The following is a 23717-nucleotide window of genomic DNA, read 5'->3' as shown; positions in this document are numbered from 1 at the left end:
TTAAAGTAGAACACCGCGAAGCCATCGAGAAAGCCAAGCTGCACGGAACCTCCCCAATGGTGTTCGCCCACCAGTTGCTGGTGCACGACCTGGTCGAAGCCGCCCTCTTCGAACTGCGCAACATCAAGATGCCCTTTGGACGACTGGGCGAAGACGACCAGCAAGAAGTCATCGACCGCATCACCAAGCAGGCCGAGGATGCCGCGTGGACCGCAGTTGGCATCATCAGCTCGCGCAGCGTGGACACCATCCCCATCACCATTGCCGACTCGAAGTTCAAGTCCAAGAACATCACGGTGACCGGCGTGGTGGATGCTCAAGACCCGAACCGGCACGGCCTGGTTGATCTGTCCGGCAAACTGGCGCTGCTGGTGCTGGCGCCAAGCGACTATGCCGAGGGCCTGGACGGCATCCGGGCCGAGCGTGACCAGCATGAGTTGCCGCTGAGTGCTGCTGAGCGGATCGCCGGCATGGGACTGGATCTTGGCCCGGGTCGCCAGCAGGAAGAAGAGGAACTGCCCGACGGACCTGACCCGCTCTACGAAGAGGCGCTGTCCTTCGTCCGCAGCACCCGCCGCGCCTCGATCTCGGCGATCCAGCGCCACCTGAAGATCGGTTACAACCGGGCAACCCGGATGATCGAGCAGATGGAAGCCGATGGCGTGGTTACCCCCATCGACTCCAACGGTGGCCGCGAGGTTATTTGCCAGGCTGAGCAGCACCCGGTCGACAAGATCATCGAACAGGGTGACGCCGGCAGCACCATTCTGGGCAAGGAGTTCGGCGACTACGACTATGACGATGCCAAGCAGTTGGTGGTGCTCAAGTCGAACGGCAGCCCGTTCAAGGCCCACTGGCTGCAAAGCCGCCTGGCACTGAGCACTGAGCAGGTTACGGCTCTGCTGATTCGCTTGCTCGACGACAAGGTGCTGGAACTGGATGAAGAAGGTGAATCGTCCATGGACCACATCTACAAGGTCGTGGCAACGCTCGACCAGGTCGTCTGACCTCATCACTGCAACACCCTCAGGGCGCGGAATGGCGCCCTTTTTCATGCCTGCGCCAGTCCAGCTGGCGCCACCTCTTCAAGGACGGCAGCATGCTGATCAAGAAAAAACTGACTCACTTCCACTTCTGCTGCGGCCTGGGCGGCGGCGCCAAGGGCTTCAATCGGGCCAAGCCTATCGTTGGCAACATGCAGGCAGAGTGGGAATGCCTTGGCGGTGTGGACGTTGACCCGGCCGGCCTGGCTGACTTCAAGCGCCTGTCCGGTGTCGACGGAACGCTGATTGACCTGTTTACCCGCGACCAGTACACACGCTTCCACGGTAAGGAGCCGCCAGCCGGCTGGGTTGAGGCTGGCCCCGACGATATTCGCCGCGCCGCGCAGTACCGTCGTCCCGATGCCGTGTTCATCAGTTCCCCCTGCAAGGGCGCCAGCGGTCTGCAGTCGGAGAAGATGAGCCTGACCCCGAAGTATCAGGCCTTGAACGAACTTACCCTGCGCTGCATCTGGCTTATGGGCGAGGCCTGGCGCGATGACCCGGTTCCGCTGCTGGTGTTCGAGAACGTTCCCCGCCTGGCCAGCCGTGGCCGGCACCTACTGGACCAGATCGGCGCCCTGCTCAGCCACTTCGGCTACGCGGTTGCCGAAACCACCCACGATTGCGGCGTCATCGGCGGCCTGGCCCAGAGCCGCAAGCGCTTCTTGCTGGTGGCTCGCCATGTCGAGAAGGTGCCCCCGTTCCTGTACGAGCCAGAGAAGAAGTGCCTGCGCGCCGTTGGCGACATCCTCGGCCGTATGCCGCTGGCCGGCGATATCGAGCAGGCCGGCCCCATGCACCGGGTACCGGCCCTGCAATGGAAAACCTGGGTTCGATTGGCTCTGGTGGAGGCCGGCAAGGACTGGCGCAGCCTGAACGACCTGGCGATCGAAGATGGCTACCTGCGCGACCTGATCATCGTTCCGCAATTCCGCGACGGATTCCTTGGCGTGCATGACTGGCAGGAGGCCGCTGGCACCGTCGCTGCTCGCAGCGGGCCAACCAACGGCAAGTTCTCGGTCGCCGACCCGCGCGCGATGGCCGGGGCCCTGCAATACCAGCAATACGGGGTTCGTCGCTGGCAAGACACCAGTGGCGCGGTGATCGGCGTCAAGAGCCCGGGGCAAGGCACATTCAGCGTTGCGGACCCGCGCCGAGGTGGAGAAGGCTTCGGCAAATACCAGGTGACGCCGTTCGCTTGTTCCGCCAACACGGTAATTGCCGGCAGCACCACTGGCCAGGGCGCCTTTGCCGTACAGGACCCGCGCTATCACAACTGGCACCCAGGCGCGTCGAGCCGAAAGCTCAACGTGGTAGCCATGAACCAGACTGCTGGAACCGTGACCGGCTCGCAGCAGGTGGCCAGCGGTGCCCTGTCGATCGCTGACCCACGCCCGGGCATGCGCCGCAGCAAGGGCGATGCCTACCTTACCGGCGGCCATTACGGCGTGGTGCCCTGGAATGGCCAGGCTGGTGCGGTTTCCGCCAGCGCCATGCACGACAACGGGCGCTGGAGCATCGCAGACCCTCGCCTGCCCGAGGCCAATGACCGGCTGACCTGCGTAATCGAATCGCTCGACGGAACCTGGCACCGGCCTTTCACCACTCTGGAGCTGGCGGCGCTACAAAGCCTGGTCGAGCCCGAGGAGCAACTAGAGCTGGACGGACTGAGCGATCAGGCCTGGCGCGAACGAATCGGCAACGCGGTGCCGCCGGCAGCCGCGGAAGCCATCGCCAACGTGATGGGCACCACCCTGCTACTGGCCGCCCAAGGCGAAACCTTCATGCTCAGCAGCATGCCCATCTGGGTTCGCCCGGTTGCAGTAGGACTGAGTGTTTCCCAGCAAGTGCGGGATTAGGATGTGGCACCAGCGGCAATCTCCTGGCCGCGCTTAATGCCGTCATTGATCGCCTGTTCAATCGTGAGGCCTTTTACATCCTCCTGATATTCCTCATGAACAGGTTTTCCCTCAGCAGTGTAAACGCCGATAAATAGCTGAACCTCTCCCGAATCAATTCTTCGGCCACGCACATCCACGTAGCCACCACCAGGAAGAGCGGCCTCCATGCTCGAAAAGTTCTTGGGATTAGCCGCCCACTGGAAATAAGTCTTCGTACGAGCCGTTGATCTCACATTCACCGCAGTTCTCCCGCTGAAAGTTGAAACACGAGTAAGGCACAGCCTTCCAGATCTCGCCAATCAACCAGGTGACACCATGAACCCAATCGCCCAGGCGGCCCTTGACCGGGCCCGCCGCCCTACCCCTGCGCCCGCGCCAGCCACGGCGTACTCCACCGAAACTGCCACCCGCCCCAAGCCAATCCCGGTGCTGGTAGTGCACGGCCCCATCAACGAATTCATGCGCCAGCAGGCTCGCAAAGAGGCCACCGACACGGTTCTGGCCATGCACCGAACGCTGGCCGCCACCAACGGCGTGGCCCTGGTCGTGGAACACCTCAAGCGCACCGCCGCCGACAAGCCCGGCAGCCACATCGCCGGTTACCTGGACGTCATTCAACTACTGGAGCAAGGGCAATGAACAACGACAACAGACTGCCGCCATGTGACGCGGAAGTGTTCGAAAACGGTGAAAGCGTTGGGCTATTCGATAGCTTCGAGAAGGAAGACATTGAACGCCTGTGCAAGGGCTTGTCAGCCGTGACTGGCTGGCGAATCGACTGGAGCTACTTCGCTGGTCGCCCGCATGTTCGCGCGCTTTCGCCAGCCGAGCAGTACCCAGGATTGGCTACCGCATGGTTTGACCCAGGCTATCAGGAGTTCATAACAGCAGAAGGGCGTGCGGCAACGCTGCGCATTGGAGACGGTGACAGGCTTACACGCTACAGCGTGCCGCTGTTCACCGGAGCCCAGGTTGGCGAGATTGTGGCGCTGAGAAGCGCCCACCTGCGGGCCGGTGAGCGTGAGGAAGAACTGCGCACTGAGTTGGCTGCGGTTCGCCAGCACAAGAACGACTACATGCAAGCTGCCGAGGAAACACGGGCCGCACTGATGGCCGACATTGAGCGCCTGCGCAATGAACTCGGGGAAGCCAAGGACGAGTACGACAGATCAGCGAACCGGGTAAACCAGCTGCAGGCCGACCTGACGGCGCGGGACCAACAGATCGATGCGCTGCGCCAAGGAATGAAGGGTGATTACGACCTGGACGCCTGGCTGGCCTTTGTCGAAGAGGCGCCGCAATTGCGCCTGGATGCCGAGCGTTATCGGTGGCTGCGGGACAAAGCTCACACCGCCGACTGGGAATTCATCGGCGGCCAAACGCCTGACGCTGGAGAGGCAGAGATCGATGCGGCCATGGCCAAGGAGGCGCAGACATGAAGCCCCTCACCGTCTTCTGGGCCTGCCTCACCGCAGCTGCCTTTGCCTTCCTGATCGGCGTGGTGCTCACCATCTACGCCACCAACCACCGCATTGCCCAGGCCGATGACCAGCACCCGCCACCACCCGCCGGCGACCAGTTCGACGAAGGGCCGGTGCTGGTCCGGCTGCCGGCCGCACACCTTGCCCCTGTCCGTTACATTTTCTGAGAGGTCACCATGAACACCGCCGAGATACCCGACGATGTCGAACTTATCCGCGTGGCCGAAGTGCTGCGCATCACCGGCCTGAGCCGCAGCACCCTCTACGAGAAGATGATGGCAAACCAGTTCCCGAAGCAGGTCAACTTGGGGACGCGGTCGGTGGCCTGGGTGAAGTCTGAGGTACAGGCCTGGGCCAGGGAGAGGATCAGCGCGGCTCGAAACTGCTGATCAATCTGCCAGCAGGCCGTCCAGGTAGTCTGCCCAATCCTGCATCATTCCCTTCCTCTGCTCCACGAACTCAGCATGGTTGTATGCGTCGCCGATGTGCGATAGCTGAGCGTCGACCCACTTCTCGTTGTATCCCATCTCGTTCAAGGCGGTAGAGATCGTCGCGCGTATTCCGTGCCCGGTCAGCCTGTCCTTGTATCCCATGTTCTTCAAAGCATTATTCACCGAGTTATCACTCATCGGCTTTCGCGGGTCATGGCGACCCGCGATAAGCAGGTGGCCGTGATTGCTCAGTTGATGCGCACGCTTTGCCTCTTCCACCGCTTGGCGCGACAACGGGACCAAGTATGGTGGGATATCTCCCCCCTTCGTTCGAACCCTGCTTTGCAACTGTTTCACGACGCCGGCCGGCACTGACCACATACCGCCATCGAAGTCGAACTGATCGATCGTTGCCTTGCGCAACTCGATCGTTCGGACACCGGTAAGCAGTAGCAGCTTGATCGCACTGCGAACAGATTCGCTGCATCCGGAATCGCGCAACGTCAACAGGAACTCTTTCAGCTCATGCCGACGCAAAAATGGATGGTGCTGCACTGGCGGTTCCGGTATGGAAACGATGTCCAGGTCAGACGCCGGGTTTACCTCCAGCAATCCTTCTGCCATGCCATAGCGGAAGATCTCGTTCAGCCAGGTTCTACACTTCCTGGCGACATTGAGCGCTCCACGTTTCTCCACCTTCCGCATAGTGCGCAGCACATCAGCGCGCTTTATTTCGCCAATTGGCAGTCGACCAATTTCGGGGATCAGGTCCTTGTCCAGGTATAAGCGGGACAACACAGCGGAGCCCTTTCTCGCTGCAGACCATCGCGGCAACTTGAACTCATACCACCGGTTGGCCACAGCCTCGAAGGTGTTCGCATGATTCACAGCTGCCTCTGCTCGAGCATGCCGTCGTTCTACGCGCGGATCGATACCCTTGGCCACCAATGCTCTGGCCTCATCTCTACGGACGCGGGCGTCACGCAAGCCAATGGCTGGGTAGACGCCCATCGAGATGCGCGCCTGCTTTCCGTGCCAGGTGAAACGGTAGTGCCAGGACTTCGTCCCATTCTCGGCGATGTACAGGAACAGGCCGTCCGAATCCTTCAGGGTGTAGGGCTTGTCTTTGGACCTGGCTTGCCTGGCCGCAGTATCTGTGAGGGGCATTTAGTACATCCAATGGCAATCGAATTTCCGATGTGCTGATGAATGTACTAAAAATGTTCGGAATGTACAGGGCGTGGTCGTATTATATCGGACAACGACTTTCCGGCATGACCAGCAAATGCTGGGTTACTCGGACACCTCAAGACAACCTAGGACCCACATGCAGTTCCAGGCCAGCGAACCACCAGAAGCCCTCAACCGGCTGATCGAGGAATACACCAGCATGATCGTCCCGGTACGTGCCCCCAGCCCGCCGCCCTCGCCCGATACCAATGAATTCATCGAGGCGGCCACCGTCCGCTGATGGCCGCCCCGCACCGGCTCAGAAGTCACGCTTGTAGAAGATGTCCAGTGAGCTGGCCAGCCCGCTGGCGGCCTCAAGGTACACTTTCTTGCTCAGCTTGTAGCGCAACGCAATGGTGTTTGCGGGCTCGAACACCCCTACCCCGTAGCGCAGGCTCAGTTTCTCGGTAAGGTTGCCGCTGGCGACCACGCTGGTCGTATTGCCCGAACCTTCGGTGTCCAGCTGGAAGTCGTCGATGCCCAGGTTCGAGGCCAGGCTGCCGGTGATGCCGGCGCTACCCGCCAGCCCCAGGCCCAAGGCCGCCTCGGCGAGCATGTTGTTGTCTTCGCCGGAGGCGCCCAGCGGCCGTCCCAATACCAGGTACGACAGCGCCTGCTCCTGGCTCATGGCCGGCTCGGAGAACACTTTGCTGGTGGGCTGTTCGGCACTGCCGCTCAGGCGGATACCGGCAATCACGTCGTCGACCTTGCGGATCGCCTCAATGTCCAGGTAGGGCTGGTCGATCGGGCCTGCGAACAGCAGCCGCGCACGGCGGATGGTCAGGCGCTGGCCGTAGGCACGGTAGCGGCCGTCGGCCAGGCTCAGCTCGCCACGGGTATCGAGGTTGTCGCCGATGTGCACATGGCCGAGCAGGTTGGCCTTGAGGCCAAAGCCACTGAACGAAAGCTTGTCGCGGCCCACTTCGACATCGATGTCCATGGCCATCGCCATGGGTGGCTTGCCCTCTTCGGTCTGGTGGCCGACGATCACCGTGTCATCCGAGACCTTGACAGTGGAGGGTGGCAGCTCGCGCACGGTGATCGTGCCCTTGGGCACCTGGACCTTGCCGGTCACCGCCAGCTTGTCATCGATCAGGCGCAAGGTCAGGTCGGGGGCGACCTCCAGCGTCGCATAGGGCTCGACCGTGACAGGTAGTTGCTGGCCCTGCAGACGCAGGTCCATGCCCAGTGCCTGGCCCCAGGTGAGGTTACCACTCAACTGGCCACGCCCCGCCTCGCCACTGCGCCAGCTGCCATTGAGCTGTACCTGCTCGCCAGCAATCAATGCCTGCAATGACAAGTCCTCGAGACTGACCGGCAGCTCGGCGCCACTGACTTCGCCGCCGCTGAGCATCAGGTTGCCATTGACCTGCGGGGCCAGCAAGGTGCCCGACAGCCGGCCACTGCCATTGAGCTGCCCGGCAAGGCGCTCGACCATCGGCACGAACGGACGCGCCACTGACAGGTCAAGGCCGGCCAGGCGGAAATCACCTGACAGTGGCTTGTTCTTGCCCAGTGGGTCGAGGCGGGTGTTGACGTTCAGCTCGCCCAGGCGCTCGCCGCGGAACGCCAGCCGGGTATCGATGCGCCGCGGCGCCAGGGTGCTATCCAGGCGCAGGGCCTGGTACGGGAAGTCGAGCCAGCGGTCCTTGTCACGCACGCGCAGGGTACCGCCACTGGCGTCGACGACGATGTTGCCCTTGGGACCGCTAGCCGGGATGTCCAGATTGATGTCGGCATTGAGCAGGCCCTGCCAGGCAAAGTCCTTCGGCAGCCACTGGGCCAGGCTGTCCAGCGGAAACTGCTTGAGGTGGTAACGCAAGCGTGGCTCGGGGGCCAGGCGCTGGTCTTCACCACACAAGCTGGCCTGGCCGGAGCGCCAGCAGTGCGCAGCAAAGTCCAGTTGCCCGCTGGCGAGCCGCTGCAGGCGCGCCGGTGCCTGCAATTGCCAGTCCTGGCCGCCGGCCTGGACCCGTCCACTGGCCAGGCGCCCACGCCAGTCACCCTTGTTCAACTGGCCATCCAGGCCGAGGTCGAGCTTGAGTTGCGGGCCGTCCAGCGCCAGGGTCAGCGCTTGCTGGCGAATGTCGCCTTTGCCGTTGGCCTGCAAGGTGCCCAATGCCGTGTCACCCAGGTGAATGCCGCTGGCCTTGAGCTCGATCACGCCGCGCTGGGCGTTGTCCAGGCGGGCATCCAGGTCCAGCTGCTGCAGGCGGTTTTCCGCCTGTGCCAGCCGCAGGCCCTGCAGGGTCAGCGTACCTTGCGGGGCCTGCAAGGTGCCGGCGACGTCCAGCCGGCCCTTGACCTGGCCCTGCAACCCTGGCCACAACTGGCCCAGGCGCGGCAGGTCGAGGTCGAGCCGCCCGGCCAGGCGCTGCTGCAGGCTGCCACTGCCATTGATACGGTTATCACCCAACTGGACTGCCAAGGCGCCCAAGGTCCAGCTCTGCCCTGCCCCTTGGGCCTGCACCTTGAGCATTGCCGGCTGGCCGCGCAAACGGCCTTTCAGGTCAAGCTGGGCATCGAGGCTCAGCGCGTCGCCTTTCATTTCGCCTTTGCTGCGCAGCGGCCCCGCCAGGGTACCCGGCAGCTCGGCCAGCCAAAAGGCCGGGTCGAGCGCCGACAGCTGCAGGTCGACATCCCATGCCAGGTTGTCGGCAAAACGCACGGCGACACTGCCGGCAGCCTTGCCTTGCCCGGCGGTCAGCGCCAATTGCGGCAGCTTCACCTGGCTCAGGTCACCCTCGAACGGGCTGGCCAGGCTGAACGCGCCGGCCGGGCCGATCAGGTCGCCATTGAAGGTGCCCTGGTAGTTGCCATCGCGATAATGCACCTGGGCCCCGAGGCGCTTGAGCGTGACCTCGGGCGGCGCCTCCAGTGGATACAGCCGCAGCCACGGGAAGTCCTGCCAGTCCAGTCGGGCATCGGCGACCAGGCCTTGCTGCCAGTCAGCCGTGGCCTGCAACTTGACCCGCTGGGTATCGCTGGCATTCAGGTCCAGGGCATCGAGCCTGACGCCTTTGCTGTCGACCAGCCCGGACAACAGCAGGGCGATCGGCGACTGCTCGGCCGGCAGGCTGGCCGCCCCCGACAGTTGATAGCCCTTGAGCAGGTCACCACTGGCATCGAGCTTGAGCTGGTTGAACTGCACGGTATCGGGCAACGAGCCAACCGGCTTGAATGCCTCGGAGCGGATCTGCAAGGTCGCCGGCAGGTGCTCGGCCAACGCCTGCAATTGCCCGCTCAACGTGGCGTCAAGGTAACCGCTACTGGCGCCGGCAAGCTTCAGGGTTTTCTGTAACTCACCAGTGGCGGTCAGCGCCAGCTGCCAGGGTTTGCCGTCTACCGCAGGCAGTTGCAGCTGCGCCTGGAGTTGCACCGGCCAGTCAGCTTCGGGCTGCAGGTTGCCCTGCAGGTTCAATTGCAGGGCGTCACGCTGCAGGTGCAGGCTGTCGATGCGCAGCCCGGTGCTGGTCCAGTGCGCCGCCAGTTGCAAGTCGCCAAGCAGGTCACTGCCATCCAGGCGCAACTGGCCAACCTTGACCTCACCCAGTTCGATGTCCAGCGGCAAGCGCAGGGCCGGCAACTGCAGCGGGCCACTGTCGGCCGACTCGGCGCCGGGCGCAAAGGCCATGTCGATACGCTGCGCCTGCAATTGGTCAATGCACAAGGCAGAGCGCAACAGGCATGCCGGTGACCAGGCCAGCAGCGGTGCCTGCACCTCTACCGTGCTGCCACCATCGGCCCAGCTCAGCCGGCTGGCTTGCCAGCTACCTGCCAGGCGGCCCTGGAAGTCAGCGACCTCAAGCCCGGGCACCTTGCCCAGCACCCAGCGGCTGCCAGCCTCGGTCCCCAGCAGCAGGCCGAGTGCCAGGCCCAGGCTCGCAACGACCCCGAGCAGGCCCGGCAGAATGTACTTGATCACGCGTTTCACAACTCAGGCCCCATGGAAAAGTGCAGGCGAATTCCCCCTTCATCATCCAGCGCCTTGGCCAGGTCCAGGCGCAGCGGCCCGACTGGCGACACCCAGCGCACGCCAAAACCGACACCGGTCTTGAGGCTTGGCAGTTCCAGGTCGTTGAACGAGTTGCCCTGGTCGACGAAGGTTGCCAGCCGCCACTTTTCGGTCAACGAATACTGGTACTCGACACTGCCGGCCACCAGGTAGCGCCCGCCAATGCGGTCACCGTCGCTGTTCTTCGGCGACAGGGTCTGGTAGTCGTAGCCGCGCACGCTCTGGTCGCCACCGGCGAAGAAGCGCAGCGAGGGCGGAATGTTGTTCTTGAAGCCATTGGTCGCGCTGCCACCGAACTGCACCCGGCCAAGCAGGCGGTGGTCATGGCCAAGGGTGGTCAGGCCCTTGAGCAGCACGTTGCCATGCAGCAGGTTGGTGTCCGAGACCAGCCCTTCCTTGGCCGCCTGCACATCGAACTGCAGGCGGTAACCGTTATGTGGGTCGATGCGGTTGTCACTGCGCAGGAAGGAGAAACTCACACCCGGCATCAGCAGGTTGCTCAACCCGGAGTCATCACCCAGGCGGTATTCCTCGCGCTGGTACTTGAGGGAAATCACCCGCTGCCAGCCGCTGGCCAGCTTGCTGTGCCACTCGGGGCCCACCGTCAGCAGTTTGCTGAGGGTATCGGTGCCGGCAATTTCTTCGTTCTGGTAGCCGCCGGCAAAGCGCAACTTGTCGGTCAGCGGTGGGTCGAGGGGAATGTCGTACCAAAGACCGACGTTCTGCCGTGGCGCCGACAGTTCGGTTTCCCAGCCGTAGCTATGGCCCTGCGGGTTGACCCAGTGGCGGGTCCAGTTGGCCTTGCCGCGTGGCCCGACGTCGGTCGAGAAGCCCAGGCCCAGGCCCATGGTGCGCGGCTTGCGGGTTTCCAGGCGGACATCCACGGGGATTTCTTCGCCCACGGCGGCGGTGGGCGCCGCATCCACGCGCACGCCTTCGAAGTAGCCGCTCGATTGCAGGTCATTGTTCAGCTCGGCGATCAGTTCCGAGTCGTAAGGTGTACCCGGCTTGAACGAGACCATGCGTTGCAACAGGTCGTCGTCCAGCGGTGTGTCGCCACCAAAGGTGACGGCGCCCAGGTGATAGCGCGGGCCGCTCTGGTAGACCAGTTCGATATCGGCCACCCCGGCCTGGGGGTCGACCGCCAGGCGCTGGCGGCTGAAGCGCCCACTGAAGAAGCCATAGCGCGACGCCTGGTTCTGGATCAGCCGCTTGGCATCTTCGTAATGGCCGTGGTTGAGTTGTTCGCCCGCGCGCAGGGCCTTGCTGTCGGGCACGCGAAAGGCCTTCATATCGCTGGCGGGGCCTTCGATGCGCACGGTCACGTTGCGCAGGCGAATGGGCTCGCCGGGGTCGATGGTGATGATCAGTTGCGGGGAACGGTCAGCCTCGCTGGCGGGCTTGACCTCGGTATCGATCTGCGCCTGGTAGTAGCCAAGTGCCTGCGCAGCTTTGCGCGCCTGCTCCTGGGCGCCGCGACTGAAGCGCAGCAGCGCTTCTTCATCGCGGTCACCAAGGGTACCGATATAGCCTTCGACATTGGCCTTGAGCGCCTTGTTGGCCGGTTTGACCTTCACCAGCAACTCACTCTGGCCCCATGCTGCGAAACTGGCGACCCAGATAACCAGGCCCCAGGTCAATCTTCCTGAATACGTCATGCGGCGCATGCTACCAGAGCCGGGCGCTCAAGGGAGCCGCCGCACGGTCTGCTCAGGCAAAAGCAGAATTGGAAGAGACCGGATTGGGATGGAAGAACACCCTCTCCCGGATTGGTCCTACAGCTACCTCGCCAATTTCCTCATAGCCCTGGCGCTGGTAAAAGGCCAGGTAGTGCTCGTTGCCAGTGTCCAGCACCACACCTTGGGTGCCAGGGTCGTCTGCGCACCAGTCATGCACAGCTTGTAACAATTGCTCGCCGTAGTGCTTGCCCTGAAATTGCGGGTGCACGCCCAACAGCGGCAGCACATGCACCTGATCGGTGGGCAGGCAGGTGGCCAGGGCGGCCTGATAGTCCATGTAGCGACGCGTACAGCGCAGGCCGGTACCCAATATCATGCGCAGGCGCCAGGCCCAGCTATCGGCCACCCCCAGCCGGCGCAGGGGCGGCACGATCAGGGCCAGGGCGATCAGACGGTCCTCCACCAGCAGGCCGATGGCAGGCAACTGCAAGTAGAAATGCTGGCGTACCCATTCGCGCACCATCACCCGCAGGCGCTGCTCATAGCCTGGGCGTTGGGCCTCGAAGATATAGGCGAAGGTAGGTTCATGACGGTAGGCGTTGTACAACAGCGAACGCGCCTCGCGGCTGTAGCCGTCATCGAGCAGGCAGACTCGGGCCGTAACGGCAGTGGTTTCAGGCATTGCGGGCAGTCCTCCTGGAATGGGCGTACAAGTGCCCTGGCAAGGACGTTAGCAGCAGGCTCCCGAAGCCGCCATGCTGGTGATGGCAAGCGATGTCGGCTAGCATCGCGCCTTTTACCGGGATTATCTTTCCATGAAGATCGTCTGTTTCAACATCAACGGCCTGCGGGCCCGCCCGCACCAGCTGGCGGCGCTGATCGAAAAGCACCAGCCGGACGTGATCGGCCTGCAGGAAACCAAGGTCAGCGACGATCAGTTCCCGCTGGCCGACGTGCAGGCGCTGGGCTACCACGTGCATTACCACGGCCAGAAAGGCCACTATGGCGTGGCCCTGCTGTCGCGCCAGGCACCGCTGAGCCTGCACAAGGGCTTCGCCAGCGATGAAGAAGACGCCCAGCGCCGCTTCATCTGGGGCACCTTCGCCGATGCCGATGGCACCCCTATTACCATCATGAACGGCTACTTCCCCCAGGGTGAAAGCCGTGACCATCCCACCAAGTTCCCGGCCAAGCAGCGCTTCTACAGCGACCTGCAGGCGCTGCTGGAAGGCCAGTTCCGCAACGACCAGCCACTGCTGGTGATGGGCGACATGAATATCTCGCCGCAGGACTGCGACATCGGCATCGGCCCGGACAACGCCAAGCGCTGGCTCAAGACCGGCAAGTGCAGCTTCCTGCCGGAGGAGCGCGAGTGGATGGAACGTTTGAAAGGCTGGGGCCTGGTGGACAGCTTCCGCCACCTGTACCCGGAGGTGAGCGACCGCTTCAGCTGGTTCGACTACCGCAGCCGCGGCTTCGAGGACGAGCCCAAGCGCGGCCTGCGCATCGACCTGATCATGGCCTCGCAGCACCTGGTGCCGCGGATCAAGGCGGCGGGTGTGGACTATGAACTGCGCGGGATGGAAAAGCCGTCGGACCATGCGCCGATCTGGCTGGAATTGAGCTGAATTTGGGATGAGCCACTAGACTTGGGTCTTGTGTTGCCTGTGGGATCGAGCGCCGCGCGGGCGGCGCTCGATCCCACAGACACCACAAGACCCATGGCATGCCCCTTGAGCCTCCTGCTCACAAACCCAACCGCAACGCCTCCCCCACCCCCGCCCCGCGCACATCGTCCGCCGCGCTGACCAACGCAAAGTTGTAAGCCCCATGCGACCAGTACCGCGCCTCCAGCTGGCCATCCACCCGCTGCCCGTCAGGCATGCGCCGGTACTGATCGCCCGGTGAGCGCAGGAACAGGCTGATGCGCTGGCCCTTGCCATCCTCGAACACCAGCAATGCCGCCGGCCCTCGCTCATTGCTGAGCAGGCGCGCACCCACCGGTTTGAAACCGTAGCCGGCCAGGTCCGGCAACTGGCCCACGCTTTTGAAGTGGCGCCCCAGCCAGTCGCGCAACTGCTCCGGGTCGCTGGCCTGAATATCCAGTGCCTCGCTGCCGGCAAACAGGCGGTGCGCCTGAACCGCATCGGCCATCGGCAGGTCGGCACGCGCCAAGGTGGCATCGCGCACCTGCCAACCACCCAGGCCACCCACGCCCAACGCCAACAACAATACCGCCGCCGTGGCCCAGCGGCGCTGGCGGCGTTGGCGCAATTGCCGGCGCAACTGCCCCAGGTCCAGCTGCGCAGCCCCGGGCACTTCGCCAAACCCGGCCAACACCGCACGCAGGCGCCGGGCATCGGCACGCCAGCCCTCGACCTTGGCCGCAGCCTGCGGATTGGCCGCCAGCCAGGCCTGCACCTCGGCCCGGCGCACAGGCTCCAGGCGCTCGTCGACATAGGCGTGCAGTTCGTCTTCGCTGGGGATCAGGCGCGTCATTTCAGTCTCCGCAAGGCCGGGGGCTGGGGGCTGCCCTCGGTGAGTTCGCGCAAGGCATTGCGGGCGCGCGACAGGCGCGACATCACAGTGCCGATAGGGATACCCAGGGCCTGGGCGGCCTCCTTGTAGCTCAAACCTTCGATGCTGACCAGCAGCAGCAACGCACGCTGTTCTGCCGTGAGCCGGGCGAAAGCCTGCAGGTCGGCCTGGGCCAGGACAATGGCCTCGAGGTTGTCGCCAACCGGCTCGTCGTCGCGCTCGCCGCGGCCGAACCAGGACAGCCAGCGCGCATGCAGGCGCTCGCGGCGCTTACCGTCGAGGAAAAGCCGATAAAGGATGGTGAACAGCCAGGCCCGCAGTGCATCGGCGTCGCGTTGCTGGTCGCGCCGGCTCAAGGCCCGCTCGACCGTGGCCTGCACCAGGTCGTCGGCACTGCCCGGCTCGCGGGTCAGCCACACGGCAAAGCGGCGCAGGCGGGCCAGTAGCTCGCGCCACTGGTGGTCGTCCAGATCATGCATGGCAAAGTCCCGGCCTCTGGGGTTGTCAGTGTAAAAGGCTGACGCCTGTGAGGAAATTCTATTCCCGAAAAGGGAATAAGTTTTTCCCTGCACCGTCGTACCGGCACCTTCACTGAACCGGACAATCACCATGAACTCACCCCTGCACGGCCCGGCCAAGGCCCTGCGCCTGGCCGCCATCGGCGCCGTGATGCTGGCCGCGGGCGCCGGCTTTGCCTATGCCGCCGGCTGGTTTGGCGAAACCCGCCTGACCCCACAGCGCATCATCGACACCTTCGAAGCCCAGGCCGGGCATTACCCGGGTTACCGGAAAAACCACGCCAAGGGCCTGTGCGTCAGCGGCTACTTCCAGCCCAGCGGGCAGGCCGCCAGCCTGTCCACGGCGCGGGCGTTCAGCCAGCCGCGGGTGCCAGTGATCGGCCGCTTCGCCATTGGCGGCGCCAACCCGTTCGCGCCGGACACCGGCATACCGGTGCGCAGCCTGGCCATCGAGCTGAGCACCGACGACGGGCAGGTCTGGCGTACTGGCATGAACAACCCACCGGTGCTGGCGGTAAGCACGCCGCAAGCCTTCTATGAGCAGGTACTGGCGGGAGCACCAGACCCGGCCACCGGCAAACCGGACCCGGGCAAACTGCAGGCATTTTTCGCCGCCCACCCGGAAAGCGCGGCGTTTCGCCAGTGGGCGGCGGGCTACACGCCCAGCAACAGTTTCGCCAGCACGCAATACCACAGCATCAACGCCTTCCGCCTGATCGACGCAAGCGGTGCGGCCCACCCGGTGCGTTGGCAACTGGAGCCGCAAACGGCGTTTGCCGCCCTGCCTGCCCAAGTCGATGACAAACAGTTCCTGCAGCACGACCTGCAGCAACGCCTGGCCCAAGGCCCGCTGCGCTGGACGCTGCGCCTGGTGCTGGCGGAGCCTGGCGATGCGGTGGACGACCCTGCCAGACCCTGGCCTGCCGAACGGCGCAGCGTGGACGCCGGCACGCTGGTGCTGGAGCAGGTCGACGGCCCCGAGCAAGGGGCCTGCCGCGACCTCAACTTCGACCCGCTGATCCTGCCCCGGGGCATCCAGGCCTCCGCCGACCCGATCCTCGCGGCCCGTTCGGCCGCCTACTCAGAATCCTTCAACCGCCGCAGCCGCGAATCGCTCGGCACCGGAGCCCGCCCATGAAAACCGACACCTTCCACCCCCTTGCCCGCCTGTTGCACTGGCTGATGGCCGTGCTGATCCTGGCCATGTTGTTCATCGGTGTGAGCATGGTCGCCGACCTGTCGCCACGCCACCCCGTGCTGATCGGGCTGCACAAGGCCACCGGCCTGGCCCTGCTGGTACTGGTGTTGCTGCGCATCGGCGTACGCCTGGCCCTGCCCCACCCGCCCCTGCCGCACGACCTGCCCACACTGCAGCGCTGGGCCGCCGGGGCCTCGCACCTGCTGCTCTATGGCCTGATGCTGGCCATGCCGCTGCTGGGCTGGGCCATGCTGTCGGCCGGTGGCTACCCACGCCCGTTGGGTTTACCGGCCATCGCCCCCCATGACCTGCAGTTGTACGCCGTGCTGCGCCAGGCCCATGGCTGGGCTGGCTACCTGCTGTTCGCCACGGTGCTGGTGCATGTGGGCGCGGCCTTGATGCACGGGTGGGTGCGCCACGACGGCGTGTTGCGTAGCATGTGGCCAGGCCCACTGCGCCGCAGCGAATGACGCTCGGCAACCCAGGGCCTCGACAATCGATAATAGTTCTTATCATTTTCGGCTTTTTATTTGCCGCACCGCCCTGGACTGCCCTATGAACGTCGCAAAGGATCCTGCCACCCTTACCCCCGCCAGCACCCTGGACCTGCGTCCCCTGCTGCTGGCCAACATGGCCTGTACCATGTCGATGATGGCCTTCGTCGCCCTGATCGGCCCGATCGCCCGTCAGCTCGGCATGGCCACCTGGCAAGCCGGTGCCGCCGTTACCGTGGCGGGCGTGGTCTGGGTGCTGCTGGCCCGGCCCTGGGGGCGCGCGGCGGACCGCCTGGGCCGTCGGCGCATCCTGCTGCTGGGCAGCGCCGGCTTCACCCTGGCCTATTGGCTGCTATGCCTGTTCGTCGAAGGCGCACTGCGCTGGCTGCCGGGGGCGAGCCTTGCCTTCATCGGCCTGATGGTCGCGCGCGGCTGCATCGGCGCCTTCTATGCGGCCATTCCGGTGGGCTGCAATGCGCTGATCGCCGACCATGTCGAACCGCAACGCCGGGCCCGGGCCATGGCCTCGCTGGGGGCGGCCAACGCCGTTGGCCTGGTGGTGGGGCCGGCGCTGGCGGCGCTGCTGGCGCGGCATAGCCTGAGCCTGCCGTTCCATATCATGTCGCTGCTGCCAGCCAGTGCCTTCCTGGTCCTGCTGTTCACCCTCAAGCCGCAGGCGCTGCCGCACAGCCATGCCCCCAGCCCGGTGCGGCTGAACGACCCGCGCCTGCGCCGGCCCTTGCTGGTGGCGTTCAGCGCCATGCTCAGCGTCACGGTGTCACAGATCATCGTCGGTTTCTTCGCCCTCGACCGCCTGCACCTGGGCCCGGCCCAAGCCGCCCAGGCCGCCGGCATCGCCCTGACCACGGTGGGCGTGGCACTGATCCTGGCACAGGTGCTGCTGCGCCAGCTGGAATGGCCGCCGCTGAAGATGATCCGGGTCGGCGCCACGGTGTCGGCCTTGGGCTTTGCCTGCGGCTCGCTCGCCACCACGGCACCCTGGCTGTGGGCTTGCTACTTCGTCGCGGCGGCGGGCATGGGCTTTGTCTTCCCGGCGTTTTCGGCGCTGGCAGCCAATGCCATGCACGCCTCCGAGCAAGGCGCCACGGCCGGCTCCATCGGTGCTGCCCAAGGCATGGGCGCAGTGATCGGACCACTGGCCGGCACCCTGGTATATGCCATCGATCCACGCTTGCCATTCCTGGCGGTGGCAGCGCTGTTGCTGCTGGTCGGGTTATGGCCGATACCGCGCGATCAGCGGGCCTGACAAGCACAGCGCGCAAGTGTGCAGAGTGTGTTTTAATGCGCATCGCTCATTATTTTTGACACCTCTGATTACAAGGCGGCTATGGACACGGGGACGCGACTCAAACTGGTGCGTGAACGCAACAACCTCTCCCAACGGGAACTGGCCCGCCGCAGCGGGCTGACCAATTCGACGATCTCACAGATCGAGCAGAATCGCGTCAGCCCTTCGGTCAGCTCCCTGAAAAAACTGCTCGAAGGCATTCCGATGAGCCTGGCGGAGTTCTTCAGCTTCGACGAGCCGGTGCGCGAAGAGCGCTACGTGTTCCGTGGCAGCGAACAGCCAGACCTGGGCCGCAACGGCCTGCGTATGCTGCTGGTCGGAGCCAGTGTCGAAGGCCGGCAGATGCGCATGCTGCGTGAGCTGTATGCACCGGGTGCCGATTCGGGCGAACCGATCGTGCATGCCGAGGGTGAAGAGTGTGGCCTGGTCACCCGCGGCACCGTCGAGTTGTGGGTCGATGGCCAGGTGAGCGTGCTCAACTCGGGCGACGGGTACTACATTCCCACTACCCTGCCGCACAGTTTCAAGAACATCGGCCCGGACGAGGCCGAGATCATCAGCGCCAACACCCCGGCTAACTTCTGATTGCTTCATGCGTGGGGGATGGCACCGGCTTCGCCGGTGTTCGCGGCTAAAGCCGCCCCCACAGGTAAAGCGCCAACCCTGTGGGAGCGCGCATTCAGGTGGGGCTGCCGGCGCCCTGACGCAGAGCCTCTTCGACAAAGTCCAGGCGGTCCTGGCCGAAGAACATCTCGTCACCGACGAAGCAGGTCGGCGCGCCAAACACCCCGCGCCCCACTGCCTCTTCGGTCGCGTGCCTGAGCGCAGCCTTCACCTCGTCATCACCCGCCAGCGCGCGAAATGCTTGCGGGTCGAAGCCGCCCTGGCTGAGCGTCTCGTCGAGGACGGCGCTATCGCCCAGGTTACGGCGCTGCACAAACAGCCCGTTGAACAGCACCGCCACTAACGCCTCGAACCGTTCCGGCGAACGCAGCTGGGTGCCCATTGCCCCGCGCATCAGGGTCAAGGTATTGACCGGGAAACCCGGCGGCAACTCGAACGGAACCCCATAGCGCGCGGCGAAGCGCGCCAGGTCGGTGAACATGTAACGACCCTTGGCCGGAATCATGACCGGCGAGGCGTTGCCGGTGGCCTGGAAAACCCCGCCCAGCAGCATCGGCCGGTAGCGCAGCGTGGCACCCTGGCGGGCACACAGGCCAGGCAGTCGGGTCCAGGCCAGGTAGCTGGCCGGGCTGCCCAGGTCAAAAAAGAAATCGACAGTCTTGTGCATGGTTACGGTCCTTGCTCGGTGAAAGGGGTTTACCAGCGTTCCATCCAGGGGCGCAGGTCCAGCTCGAAAGTCCAGGCGTCGCGGGGCTGGGCGTGCAGGAACCAGTAGCTGTCGGCGATGTGGGCCGGGGCGAGGATGCCATCCTGGTCCTTGAGGGCGTAGCGGTCAGGGAAACTGTCACGAATGAAAGCAGTGTCGATAGCCCCGTCCACCACCACATGGGCGACATGGATGTTCCGCGGCCCCAGTTCGCGTGCCATGCTCTGGGCCAGGGCGCGCAAGGCGTGCTTGGCCCCGGCGAAAGCCGCAAAGCCCGCCGCGCCACGGGTGCCGGCGGTGGCACCGGTGAACAGAATGGTGCCGCGCTCGCGCTGGACCATGCGCCGGGCCACCGCCTGAGCGGTAAGGAAACCGGCAAAACAGGCCATCTCCCAGATCTTGAAGTATTTGCGCGGGGTTTCCTCAAGAATGCTACAGGGCACATTGGCGCCGATATTGAACACAAATGCTTCGATCGGGCCGATATCACGCTCGATGGTTTCGACCAGCGCGGCCACCTCCTCCTCCTTGCGCGCATCGGAGCCAAAACCGTGGGCCTGGCCGCCGGCAGCGCGGATTTCGTCCAGCAGCGGCTGCAACTTGTCAGCCTGGCGCCGGGTCACACAGGCAATGTAGCCCTCGCGGGCAAAGCGCTTGGCGATCTCGCCACCGGTGGCATCCCCCGCACCTATCACCAGCACTACTTTTTGTTGTTCTGCCATGCCTGCCTCCATAGGTAAATGATCGTTTAGTAAACGAACGCTATGTTATGATCGCCGCCACCGTCAAGCCCGCCTGCAGAGGCAAGTGAATGCGCTACACCAACGAACACAAGCAGCAAACCCGTCAGCGGTTGCTGGCCAGCAGCGGCGCGCTGGCCAAACGAGGGGGGTTTTCCAGCACCGGTGTGGCCGGGCTGATGAAGGCAATCGGCCTGACCGGTGGCGCCTTCTACAACCACTTCCCGTCCAAGGACGACCTGTTCACCGAGGTAGTGCGGCAGGAACTGTGCAACAGCCCGCTGGCGCGCCTGGCCAACCAGGCGGCCAGCCGCGAACGCCTGGGCCGTTGCCTGCAGCAGTACCTGAGCCTGGCCCACCTGCACAATGCCGAAGGTGGCTGCCCGCTGCCGCCGTTGGGAGTGGAGATTGCCCGGGCCCAAGCCCCCGTGCGCGCGGTGGCCGAGCATTGGCTGGTGGAACTGCACCGGGCCTGGAGCGCGACCCTGGAGGACGACGAGTTGGCCTGGGTGCTGATCAGTCAGTGCGTCGGCGCCTTGCTGGTCGGGCGCATGCTGGCCACAGAAAGCGTGCAGTCGCAGGTACTGGACGCCAGCCGCCACTTCGTCGAGAAGGCCCTGCATGAAGCGGATTAGCCTCCTGCTGGGGCTGCTGCTGGCCCTGCCTGCCCTCGCCGAACAGGCCTGCCCGCCAGGGCAGTACCAGGTGTGCCTGATGGGGTGTTTCTGTGCGCCCATCGACCCCGGGCAAGCCGGGCAGATTTTCAAGGACGTGGAAGTGCTGGCTTCGTCCAGCCTGACCTACGCCTTGCATCAGGCACGCGACGAAGCCACTGCCAGCGGCGTCGAGCCGATCCCGTTGCATATCCGCGCGCAACTCGAACCCTGGTACGACTTTGCCGTACTCGACGCGGCACGCTTCCGGGTAGGTGACGAACAGCAGATGAGCGCGGCCAATGCTCTGCTGCAGAACCCCGACGTGAACGCCGTGACGCTGATCGACACGATCATCTTCCGCCGCCCCGCCGATGCCGAGGACAACGTGGCGTTGTGGGCCCACGAGCTCAAGCATGTGCAGCAGTATCAGCAGTTGGGTGTGGAAGAGTTCGCCCGGCGCTATACGCGCAACTACGACGACCTGGAAGCGCCGGCCTACAAGATCGAGGCCGAGGTCAGCAAGGCGCTGCGCGAGCGTGGTTCAGGGCAGGCGAGATAGTAGCAGCGGCGCTTTACCCTGTGGGAGCGGCCTTGTATCGCGAAAGGGCTGCGCAGCAGCCCCCTGAGTTCGGCGTGGGGCATATATTGCCGGGGCCGCTTTGCGGCCCTTTCGCGACACAAGGCCGCTCCCACAACTGTTACGCCGCCGAAGCTTCTTCAGCCACCTGCTCACGGCTGGCATAACGCTGCGCCAGCACCGCACAAACCATCAGCTGGATCTGATGGAACAGCATCAGCGGCAGGATCATCGCACCTATGCCACTGCCGACGAACAGTACCTGGGCCATGGGAACGCCAGTGGCCAGGCTCTTCTTCGAACCGGCGAACAGGATGGTAATGCGGTCCTCCAGGTCAAAGCCCAGCAGCTTGCCGAGCAGCCGGGTACCGAACAGCACCACCGCCAGCAATATCCCGCACACGGCAAACAACCCGGCCAGGTGCTGCGGCGATACCGTGTGCCACAGCCCGGTAACCACCGCCTCGCTGAACGCGGTGTAGACCACCAGCAGGATCGAGCCCTGGTCCACCACCTTGAGCCAGCGCGCATTGCGCTTGACCCAGGCGCCGATCCAGCGCCGGGCGACCTGCCCGGCCACGAACGGCACCAGCAGCTGCAGGGTGATCTTCAGCACTGCATCCAGGCCAGAACCGGTATCACCGCTGGCCCCCAGCAACATCATCACCAGCAACGGCGTGAGGAAGATGCCCAGCAGGCTGGATGCCGCCGCGCTGCAAATGGCCGCTGGCACATTCCCACGCGCCAGCGAGGTGAAGGCGATGGCCGACTGCACGGTGGCCGGCAAGGCACACAGGTAGAGCACGCCCAGGTACAGTTCGTTGCCCACCAACGGCACGAACAGCGGCTTGAACGCCAGGCCCAGCAGCGGGAACAGCACGAAGGTGCAGGAAAACACCAGCAAGTGCAGGCGCCAGTGCCCGGCACCGGCGATGATCGCCTCGCGCGACAGCTTGGCGCCGTGCAGGAAGAACAGCAGGCCGATGGCCAGGTTGGTCAGCCAACCGAAATACACCGCGCCGTCGCCCGAGCAAGGCAGCACGGTGGCTATCAGCACCACCCCGAGCAAGGCCAGGGTGAAATTGTCGAATAACATGCGCAAATACTTCATCACAGTTTCCGTCTTGTCATTGTGCAAGGGCAGACGATAAGGTCTTCGGCTTTTCGCCGCTAACGCCGGAACCCCCACCGGTATCGCTCAACGGACACGCTCCAGCACAGGACCCGCCCATGCCCCTCTCCCGCCTGGCTGCACTTGCTGCCGCCCTCACCCTCACCTTGGGCCACAGTGCCGCCCACGCCAATGACCAGTTGCAGGCCAAGGTCGACCAGATCATCCGCCCGCTGATGCAGGAGCAAGGCATCACCGGCATGGCCGTGGCGATCTATGCTCGCGACCACGCGCACTACTTCAGCTATGGCGTGGCCAGCAAGGCCGACAATGTGCCGGTCAGCCGCGACACGCTGTTCGAGATCGGCTCGCTGAGCAAGACCTACACCGCCACCCTGGCCGCACTGGCCAGTGCCGAAGGCAAGCTGGACCTCGATGCCCCGGCCAAGCGCTATCACCCGGCCCTTGCCGGTACCTCCATCGGCGAGGCGAGCGTGCTGGAGCTGGGCGCCTACAGTGCCGACTGCCTGCCGTTGCAGTTCCCGGATGCGGTGCAGACACCGCAGCAGGTGGTCGATTTCTTCCGCCACTGGCAACCCCGCGCCAAACCCGGCACCCAGCGCTGCTACTCCAACCCCAGCCTGGGCTTGTTCGGCGACCTGGCCGCCCGCGCGCAACATCAGCCGTTTTCCACACTGATGAGCGAGGGCCTGCTGAAACAGATGGGCCTGGAAAACACCTATCTGCAGGTCCCGGCGAGCGCCCAGGGGCTGTACGCCCAAGGTTATGACGCTGACGACAAGCCAGTGCGTGTCAGCCCCGGCCCTTACGCCGACGAAGCCTACGGCATCAAGACCAGCGCCAGCGACCTGCTGCGCTATGTGCGCCTGCACATGCAGCCGGAGGGCCTGCCCCCGGCGCTGGTGCAAGCCACGGCCATTACCCGGCAGGGCTACTTCCAGGTCGGCGCCATGACCCAGGGCCTGGGTTGGGAGCGCTACCCCTACCCGGTCACGCTAAGCACCTTGGTAGATGGCAATGGCCCGCAGCTTATCCGTGAACCGCAGGCAACCACGCGGCTGCAACCCGCCCAGCCTGCGCTGTCGGCAGCCTGGTACAACAAGACCGGCTCGACCAATGGTTTCGGCGCCTACGCCGCCTTCGTGCCCGCCGAACAACTGGCCGTGGTGTTGCTGGCCAACCGAAATTACCCGAACGAAGCCCGGGTGCGCGCAGCCTTCGACATTCTGTCCGGGCTGTAGTGCCGGCAACGATTGTCGAACAAAACGACAGAATGTAGTGAGAAAAAATATTCACTACAAAACGGTTGACGCCGTTCATCGCCCTTGGGCATGATGAAGCCGTCTCCCCGATCGGGAGCGGTGGCAAGGGTGTTCCAGACGGCCTGCGCGGTAACGCAGGCCGTCCGTGGAGAGGGAAACTGTCCAAAAGGCAGCGTGAGAAAG

General features: G+C 64.4%; 24 protein-coding genes and 1 pseudogene. 15 read left to right on the top strand and 10 right to left on the bottom strand.

Annotated elements, in window-relative coordinates:
* Window positions 1-56 precede the first annotated feature (56 nt).
* Together MKK04_RS11980 and MKK04_RS11975 are read left to right on the top strand one after the other, a co-directional pair.
* Window positions 57-1007, top strand: a complete 951-nt coding sequence (locus MKK04_RS11980) for a DNA translocase FtsK (protein WP_241106645.1) — start codon at window positions 57-59, stop codon at window positions 1005-1007.
* A gap of 92 nt (window positions 1008-1099) precedes the next feature.
* Window positions 1100-2902 carry a DNA cytosine methyltransferase gene (locus MKK04_RS11975; protein WP_442964561.1) on the top strand — a complete coding sequence of 601 codons (1803 nt, stop codon included), beginning with the start codon at window positions 1100-1102 and terminating at the stop codon, window positions 2900-2902.
* On the opposite strand, the gene MKK04_RS11970 is transcribed toward MKK04_RS11975, so the two are convergent.
* Window positions 2899-3111, bottom strand: coding sequence for a hypothetical protein (locus tag MKK04_RS11970; RefSeq protein ID WP_241106644.1), 213 nt, complete (start codon window positions 3109-3111; stop codon window positions 2899-2901). The two genes, MKK04_RS11975 and MKK04_RS11970, sit on opposite strands and share 4 nt — an antisense overlap.
* A gap of 148 nt (window positions 3112-3259) precedes the next feature.
* On the opposite strand from MKK04_RS11970, the gene MKK04_RS11965 reads away from it, so the two are divergent.
* From MKK04_RS11965 to MKK04_RS11950, 4 genes are read left to right on the top strand one after another with little or no spacing between them, the layout of a single operon-like run.
* Complete coding sequence (locus tag MKK04_RS11965) at window positions 3260-3583, top strand: hypothetical protein (protein ID WP_241106643.1); 324 nt, start codon at window positions 3260-3262, stop codon at window positions 3581-3583.
* Window positions 3580-4383: a hypothetical protein gene (locus tag MKK04_RS11960; protein ID WP_241106642.1), complete on the top strand. Its 804-nt coding sequence runs from the start codon at window positions 3580-3582 to the stop codon at window positions 4381-4383. Before MKK04_RS11965 ends, MKK04_RS11960 begins: the two co-directional genes overlap by 4 nt.
* A complete protein-coding gene (locus MKK04_RS11955; protein ID WP_241106641.1) occupies window positions 4380-4592 on the top strand; it encodes a hypothetical protein in 213 nt (70 codons plus the stop codon). The genes MKK04_RS11960 and MKK04_RS11955 overlap by 4 nt, the downstream gene beginning before the upstream one ends.
* Before the next feature lie 9 nt (window positions 4593-4601).
* Window positions 4602-4814 carry a helix-turn-helix transcriptional regulator gene (locus MKK04_RS11950; protein WP_241106640.1) on the top strand — a complete coding sequence of 71 codons (213 nt, stop codon included), beginning with the start codon at window positions 4602-4604 and terminating at the stop codon, window positions 4812-4814.
* On the opposite strand, the gene MKK04_RS11945 is transcribed toward MKK04_RS11950, so the two are convergent.
* A complete protein-coding gene (locus MKK04_RS11945; RefSeq protein ID WP_241106639.1) occupies window positions 4815-6023 on the bottom strand; it encodes a tyrosine-type recombinase/integrase in 1209 nt (402 codons plus the stop codon).
* Between the two features lie 157 nt (window positions 6024-6180).
* On the opposite strand from MKK04_RS11945, the pseudogene MKK04_RS11940 reads away from it, so the two are divergent.
* Window positions 6181-6327, top strand: a pseudogene (locus MKK04_RS11940) (DUF2589 domain-containing protein); the annotation flags it as partial.
* 18 nt (window positions 6328-6345) lie between these two features.
* Here MKK04_RS11940 and MKK04_RS11935 read toward each other — a convergent pair.
* From MKK04_RS11935 to MKK04_RS11925, 3 genes are read right to left on the bottom strand one after another with little or no spacing between them, the layout of a single operon-like run.
* Entirely contained in the window at window positions 6346-10020 is a 3675-nt protein-coding gene (locus MKK04_RS11935; protein WP_241106638.1) for a translocation/assembly module TamB domain-containing protein, read from the bottom strand.
* On the bottom strand, window positions 10017-11759 hold the full coding sequence (locus MKK04_RS11930) for an autotransporter assembly complex protein TamA (protein WP_241106802.1): 1743 nt from the start codon (window positions 11757-11759) through the stop codon (window positions 10017-10019). The genes MKK04_RS11935 and MKK04_RS11930 overlap by 4 nt, the downstream gene beginning before the upstream one ends.
* A gap of 52 nt (window positions 11760-11811) precedes the next feature.
* Window positions 11812-12462: a GNAT family N-acetyltransferase gene (locus MKK04_RS11925; protein ID WP_196188811.1), complete on the bottom strand. Its 651-nt coding sequence runs from the start codon at window positions 12460-12462 to the stop codon at window positions 11812-11814.
* A 133-nt stretch (window positions 12463-12595) separates the two neighbouring features.
* Here MKK04_RS11925 and xthA point away from each other — a divergent pair, with 133 nt between their 5' ends.
* Window positions 12596-13408, top strand: coding sequence for an exodeoxyribonuclease III (xthA, locus tag MKK04_RS11920; RefSeq protein WP_063914848.1), 813 nt, complete (start codon window positions 12596-12598; stop codon window positions 13406-13408).
* 118 nt (window positions 13409-13526) lie between these two features.
* On the opposite strand, the gene MKK04_RS11915 is transcribed toward xthA, so the two are convergent.
* On the bottom strand, window positions 13527-14279 hold the full coding sequence (locus MKK04_RS11915) for an anti-sigma factor family protein (protein WP_241106637.1): 753 nt from the start codon (window positions 14277-14279) through the stop codon (window positions 13527-13529).
* Complete coding sequence (locus tag MKK04_RS11910; RefSeq protein WP_046616598.1) at window positions 14276-14797, bottom strand: sigma-70 family RNA polymerase sigma factor; 522 nt, start codon at window positions 14795-14797, stop codon at window positions 14276-14278. Before MKK04_RS11910 ends, MKK04_RS11915 begins: the two co-directional genes overlap by 4 nt.
* Before the next feature lie 124 nt (window positions 14798-14921).
* Here MKK04_RS11910 and MKK04_RS11905 point away from each other — a divergent pair, with 124 nt between their 5' ends.
* From MKK04_RS11905 to MKK04_RS11890, 4 genes are all read left to right on the top strand, one after another.
* The gene (locus MKK04_RS11905) at window positions 14922-15974 is read left to right on the top strand and encodes a catalase family peroxidase (protein WP_207835130.1); all 1053 of its coding nucleotides are present in this window, start codon (window positions 14922-14924) and stop codon (window positions 15972-15974) included.
* Window positions 15971-16504: a cytochrome b gene (locus MKK04_RS11900; RefSeq protein ID WP_241106636.1), complete on the top strand. Its 534-nt coding sequence runs from the start codon at window positions 15971-15973 to the stop codon at window positions 16502-16504. Before MKK04_RS11905 ends, MKK04_RS11900 begins: the two co-directional genes overlap by 4 nt.
* 85 nt (window positions 16505-16589) lie before the next feature.
* Window positions 16590-17795, top strand: coding sequence for an MFS transporter (locus tag MKK04_RS11895; RefSeq protein WP_241106635.1), 1206 nt, complete (start codon window positions 16590-16592; stop codon window positions 17793-17795).
* An 81-nt stretch (window positions 17796-17876) separates the two neighbouring features.
* Entirely contained in the window at window positions 17877-18422 is a 546-nt protein-coding gene (locus MKK04_RS11890) for a cupin domain-containing protein (RefSeq protein WP_046616603.1), read from the top strand.
* Between the two features lie 94 nt (window positions 18423-18516).
* Here MKK04_RS11890 and MKK04_RS11885 read toward each other — a convergent pair whose 3' ends face one another.
* Entirely contained in the window at window positions 18517-19128 is a 612-nt protein-coding gene (locus tag MKK04_RS11885; RefSeq protein ID WP_207835027.1) for a 2-hydroxychromene-2-carboxylate isomerase, read from the bottom strand.
* A gap of 29 nt (window positions 19129-19157) precedes the next feature.
* Window positions 19158-19889, bottom strand: coding sequence for an SDR family oxidoreductase (locus MKK04_RS11880; protein WP_207835040.1), 732 nt, complete (start codon window positions 19887-19889; stop codon window positions 19158-19160).
* A gap of 89 nt (window positions 19890-19978) precedes the next feature.
* On the opposite strand from MKK04_RS11880, the gene MKK04_RS11875 reads away from it, so the two are divergent.
* Window positions 19979-20542: a TetR/AcrR family transcriptional regulator gene (locus MKK04_RS11875; protein WP_241106634.1), complete on the top strand. Its 564-nt coding sequence runs from the start codon at window positions 19979-19981 to the stop codon at window positions 20540-20542.
* Window positions 20529-21122, top strand: coding sequence for an eCIS core domain-containing protein (locus tag MKK04_RS11870; protein ID WP_207835044.1), 594 nt, complete (start codon window positions 20529-20531; stop codon window positions 21120-21122). The genes MKK04_RS11875 and MKK04_RS11870 overlap by 14 nt, the downstream gene beginning before the upstream one ends.
* A 139-nt stretch (window positions 21123-21261) precedes the next feature.
* Here the strand turns inward: MKK04_RS11870 and MKK04_RS11865 are convergent, their stop codons facing one another.
* Window positions 21262-22251 carry a bile acid:sodium symporter family protein gene (locus MKK04_RS11865; RefSeq protein ID WP_207835046.1) on the bottom strand — a complete coding sequence of 330 codons (990 nt, stop codon included), beginning with the start codon at window positions 22249-22251 and terminating at the stop codon, window positions 21262-21264.
* A 119-nt stretch (window positions 22252-22370) separates the two neighbouring features.
* Between MKK04_RS11865 and ampC the strand changes: the two genes are divergently transcribed.
* A complete protein-coding gene (gene ampC / locus MKK04_RS11860; RefSeq protein WP_233687417.1) occupies window positions 22371-23513 on the top strand; it encodes a class C beta-lactamase in 1143 nt (380 codons plus the stop codon).
* The last annotated feature ends 204 nt before the right edge of the window (window positions 23514-23717 follow it).

Origin of the sequence: Pseudomonas sp. LS.1a (genome assembly GCF_022533585.1) — a bacterium.
Classification (GTDB): Bacteria; Pseudomonadota; Gammaproteobacteria; order Pseudomonadales; family Pseudomonadaceae; genus Aquipseudomonas.
This window is presented reverse-complemented; position numbering and strand designations above follow the sequence as displayed.

Bases quoted from the DNA above. Each gene is read 5' to 3' on its own strand.
- MKK04_RS11870 (WP_207835044.1), top strand. From the start codon at position 20,529: ATGAAGCGGATTAGCCTCCTGCTGGGGCTGCTGCTGGCCCTGCCTGCC.
- MKK04_RS11890 (WP_046616603.1), top strand. From the start codon at position 17,877: ATGGACACGGGGACGCGACTCAAACTGGTGCGTGAACGCAACAACCTC.
- MKK04_RS11945 (WP_241106639.1), bottom strand. From the start codon at position 6,023: ATGCCCCTCACAGATACTGCGGCCAGGCAAGCCAGGTCCAAAGACAAG.
- MKK04_RS11980 (WP_241106645.1), top strand. From the start codon at position 57: ATGGTGTTCGCCCACCAGTTGCTGGTGCACGACCTGGTCGAAGCCGCC.
- xthA (WP_063914848.1), top strand. From the start codon at position 12,596: ATGAAGATCGTCTGTTTCAACATCAACGGCCTGCGGGCCCGCCCGCAC.
- MKK04_RS11865 (WP_207835046.1), bottom strand. From the start codon at position 22,251: ATGAAGTATTTGCGCATGTTATTCGACAATTTCACCCTGGCCTTGCTC.
- MKK04_RS11875 (WP_241106634.1), top strand. From the start codon at position 19,979: ATGCGCTACACCAACGAACACAAGCAGCAAACCCGTCAGCGGTTGCTG.
- MKK04_RS11955 (WP_241106641.1), top strand. From the start codon at position 4,380: ATGAAGCCCCTCACCGTCTTCTGGGCCTGCCTCACCGCAGCTGCCTTT.
- MKK04_RS11895 (WP_241106635.1), top strand. From the start codon at position 16,590: ATGAACGTCGCAAAGGATCCTGCCACCCTTACCCCCGCCAGCACCCTG.
- MKK04_RS11960 (WP_241106642.1), top strand. From the start codon at position 3,580: ATGAACAACGACAACAGACTGCCGCCATGTGACGCGGAAGTGTTCGAA.
- MKK04_RS11900 (WP_241106636.1), top strand. From the start codon at position 15,971: ATGAAAACCGACACCTTCCACCCCCTTGCCCGCCTGTTGCACTGGCTG.
- MKK04_RS11925 (WP_196188811.1), bottom strand. From the start codon at position 12,462: ATGCCTGAAACCACTGCCGTTACGGCCCGAGTCTGCCTGCTCGATGAC.
- ampC (WP_233687417.1), top strand. From the start codon at position 22,371: ATGCCCCTCTCCCGCCTGGCTGCACTTGCTGCCGCCCTCACCCTCACC.
- MKK04_RS11915 (WP_241106637.1), bottom strand. From the start codon at position 14,279: ATGACGCGCCTGATCCCCAGCGAAGACGAACTGCACGCCTATGTCGAC.
- MKK04_RS11975 (WP_442964561.1), top strand. From the start codon at position 1,100: ATGCTGATCAAGAAAAAACTGACTCACTTCCACTTCTGCTGCGGCCTG.
- MKK04_RS11880 (WP_207835040.1), bottom strand. From the start codon at position 19,889: ATGGCAGAACAACAAAAAGTAGTGCTGGTGATAGGTGCGGGGGATGCC.
- MKK04_RS11970 (WP_241106644.1), bottom strand. From the start codon at position 3,111: ATGGAGGCCGCTCTTCCTGGTGGTGGCTACGTGGATGTGCGTGGCCGA.
- MKK04_RS11950 (WP_241106640.1), top strand. From the start codon at position 4,602: ATGAACACCGCCGAGATACCCGACGATGTCGAACTTATCCGCGTGGCC.
- MKK04_RS11930 (WP_241106802.1), bottom strand. From the start codon at position 11,759: ATGACGTATTCAGGAAGATTGACCTGGGGCCTGGTTATCTGGGTCGCC.
- MKK04_RS11910 (WP_046616598.1), bottom strand. From the start codon at position 14,797: ATGCATGATCTGGACGACCACCAGTGGCGCGAGCTACTGGCCCGCCTG.
- MKK04_RS11965 (WP_241106643.1), top strand. From the start codon at position 3,260: ATGAACCCAATCGCCCAGGCGGCCCTTGACCGGGCCCGCCGCCCTACC.
- MKK04_RS11885 (WP_207835027.1), bottom strand. From the start codon at position 19,128: ATGCACAAGACTGTCGATTTCTTTTTTGACCTGGGCAGCCCGGCCAGC.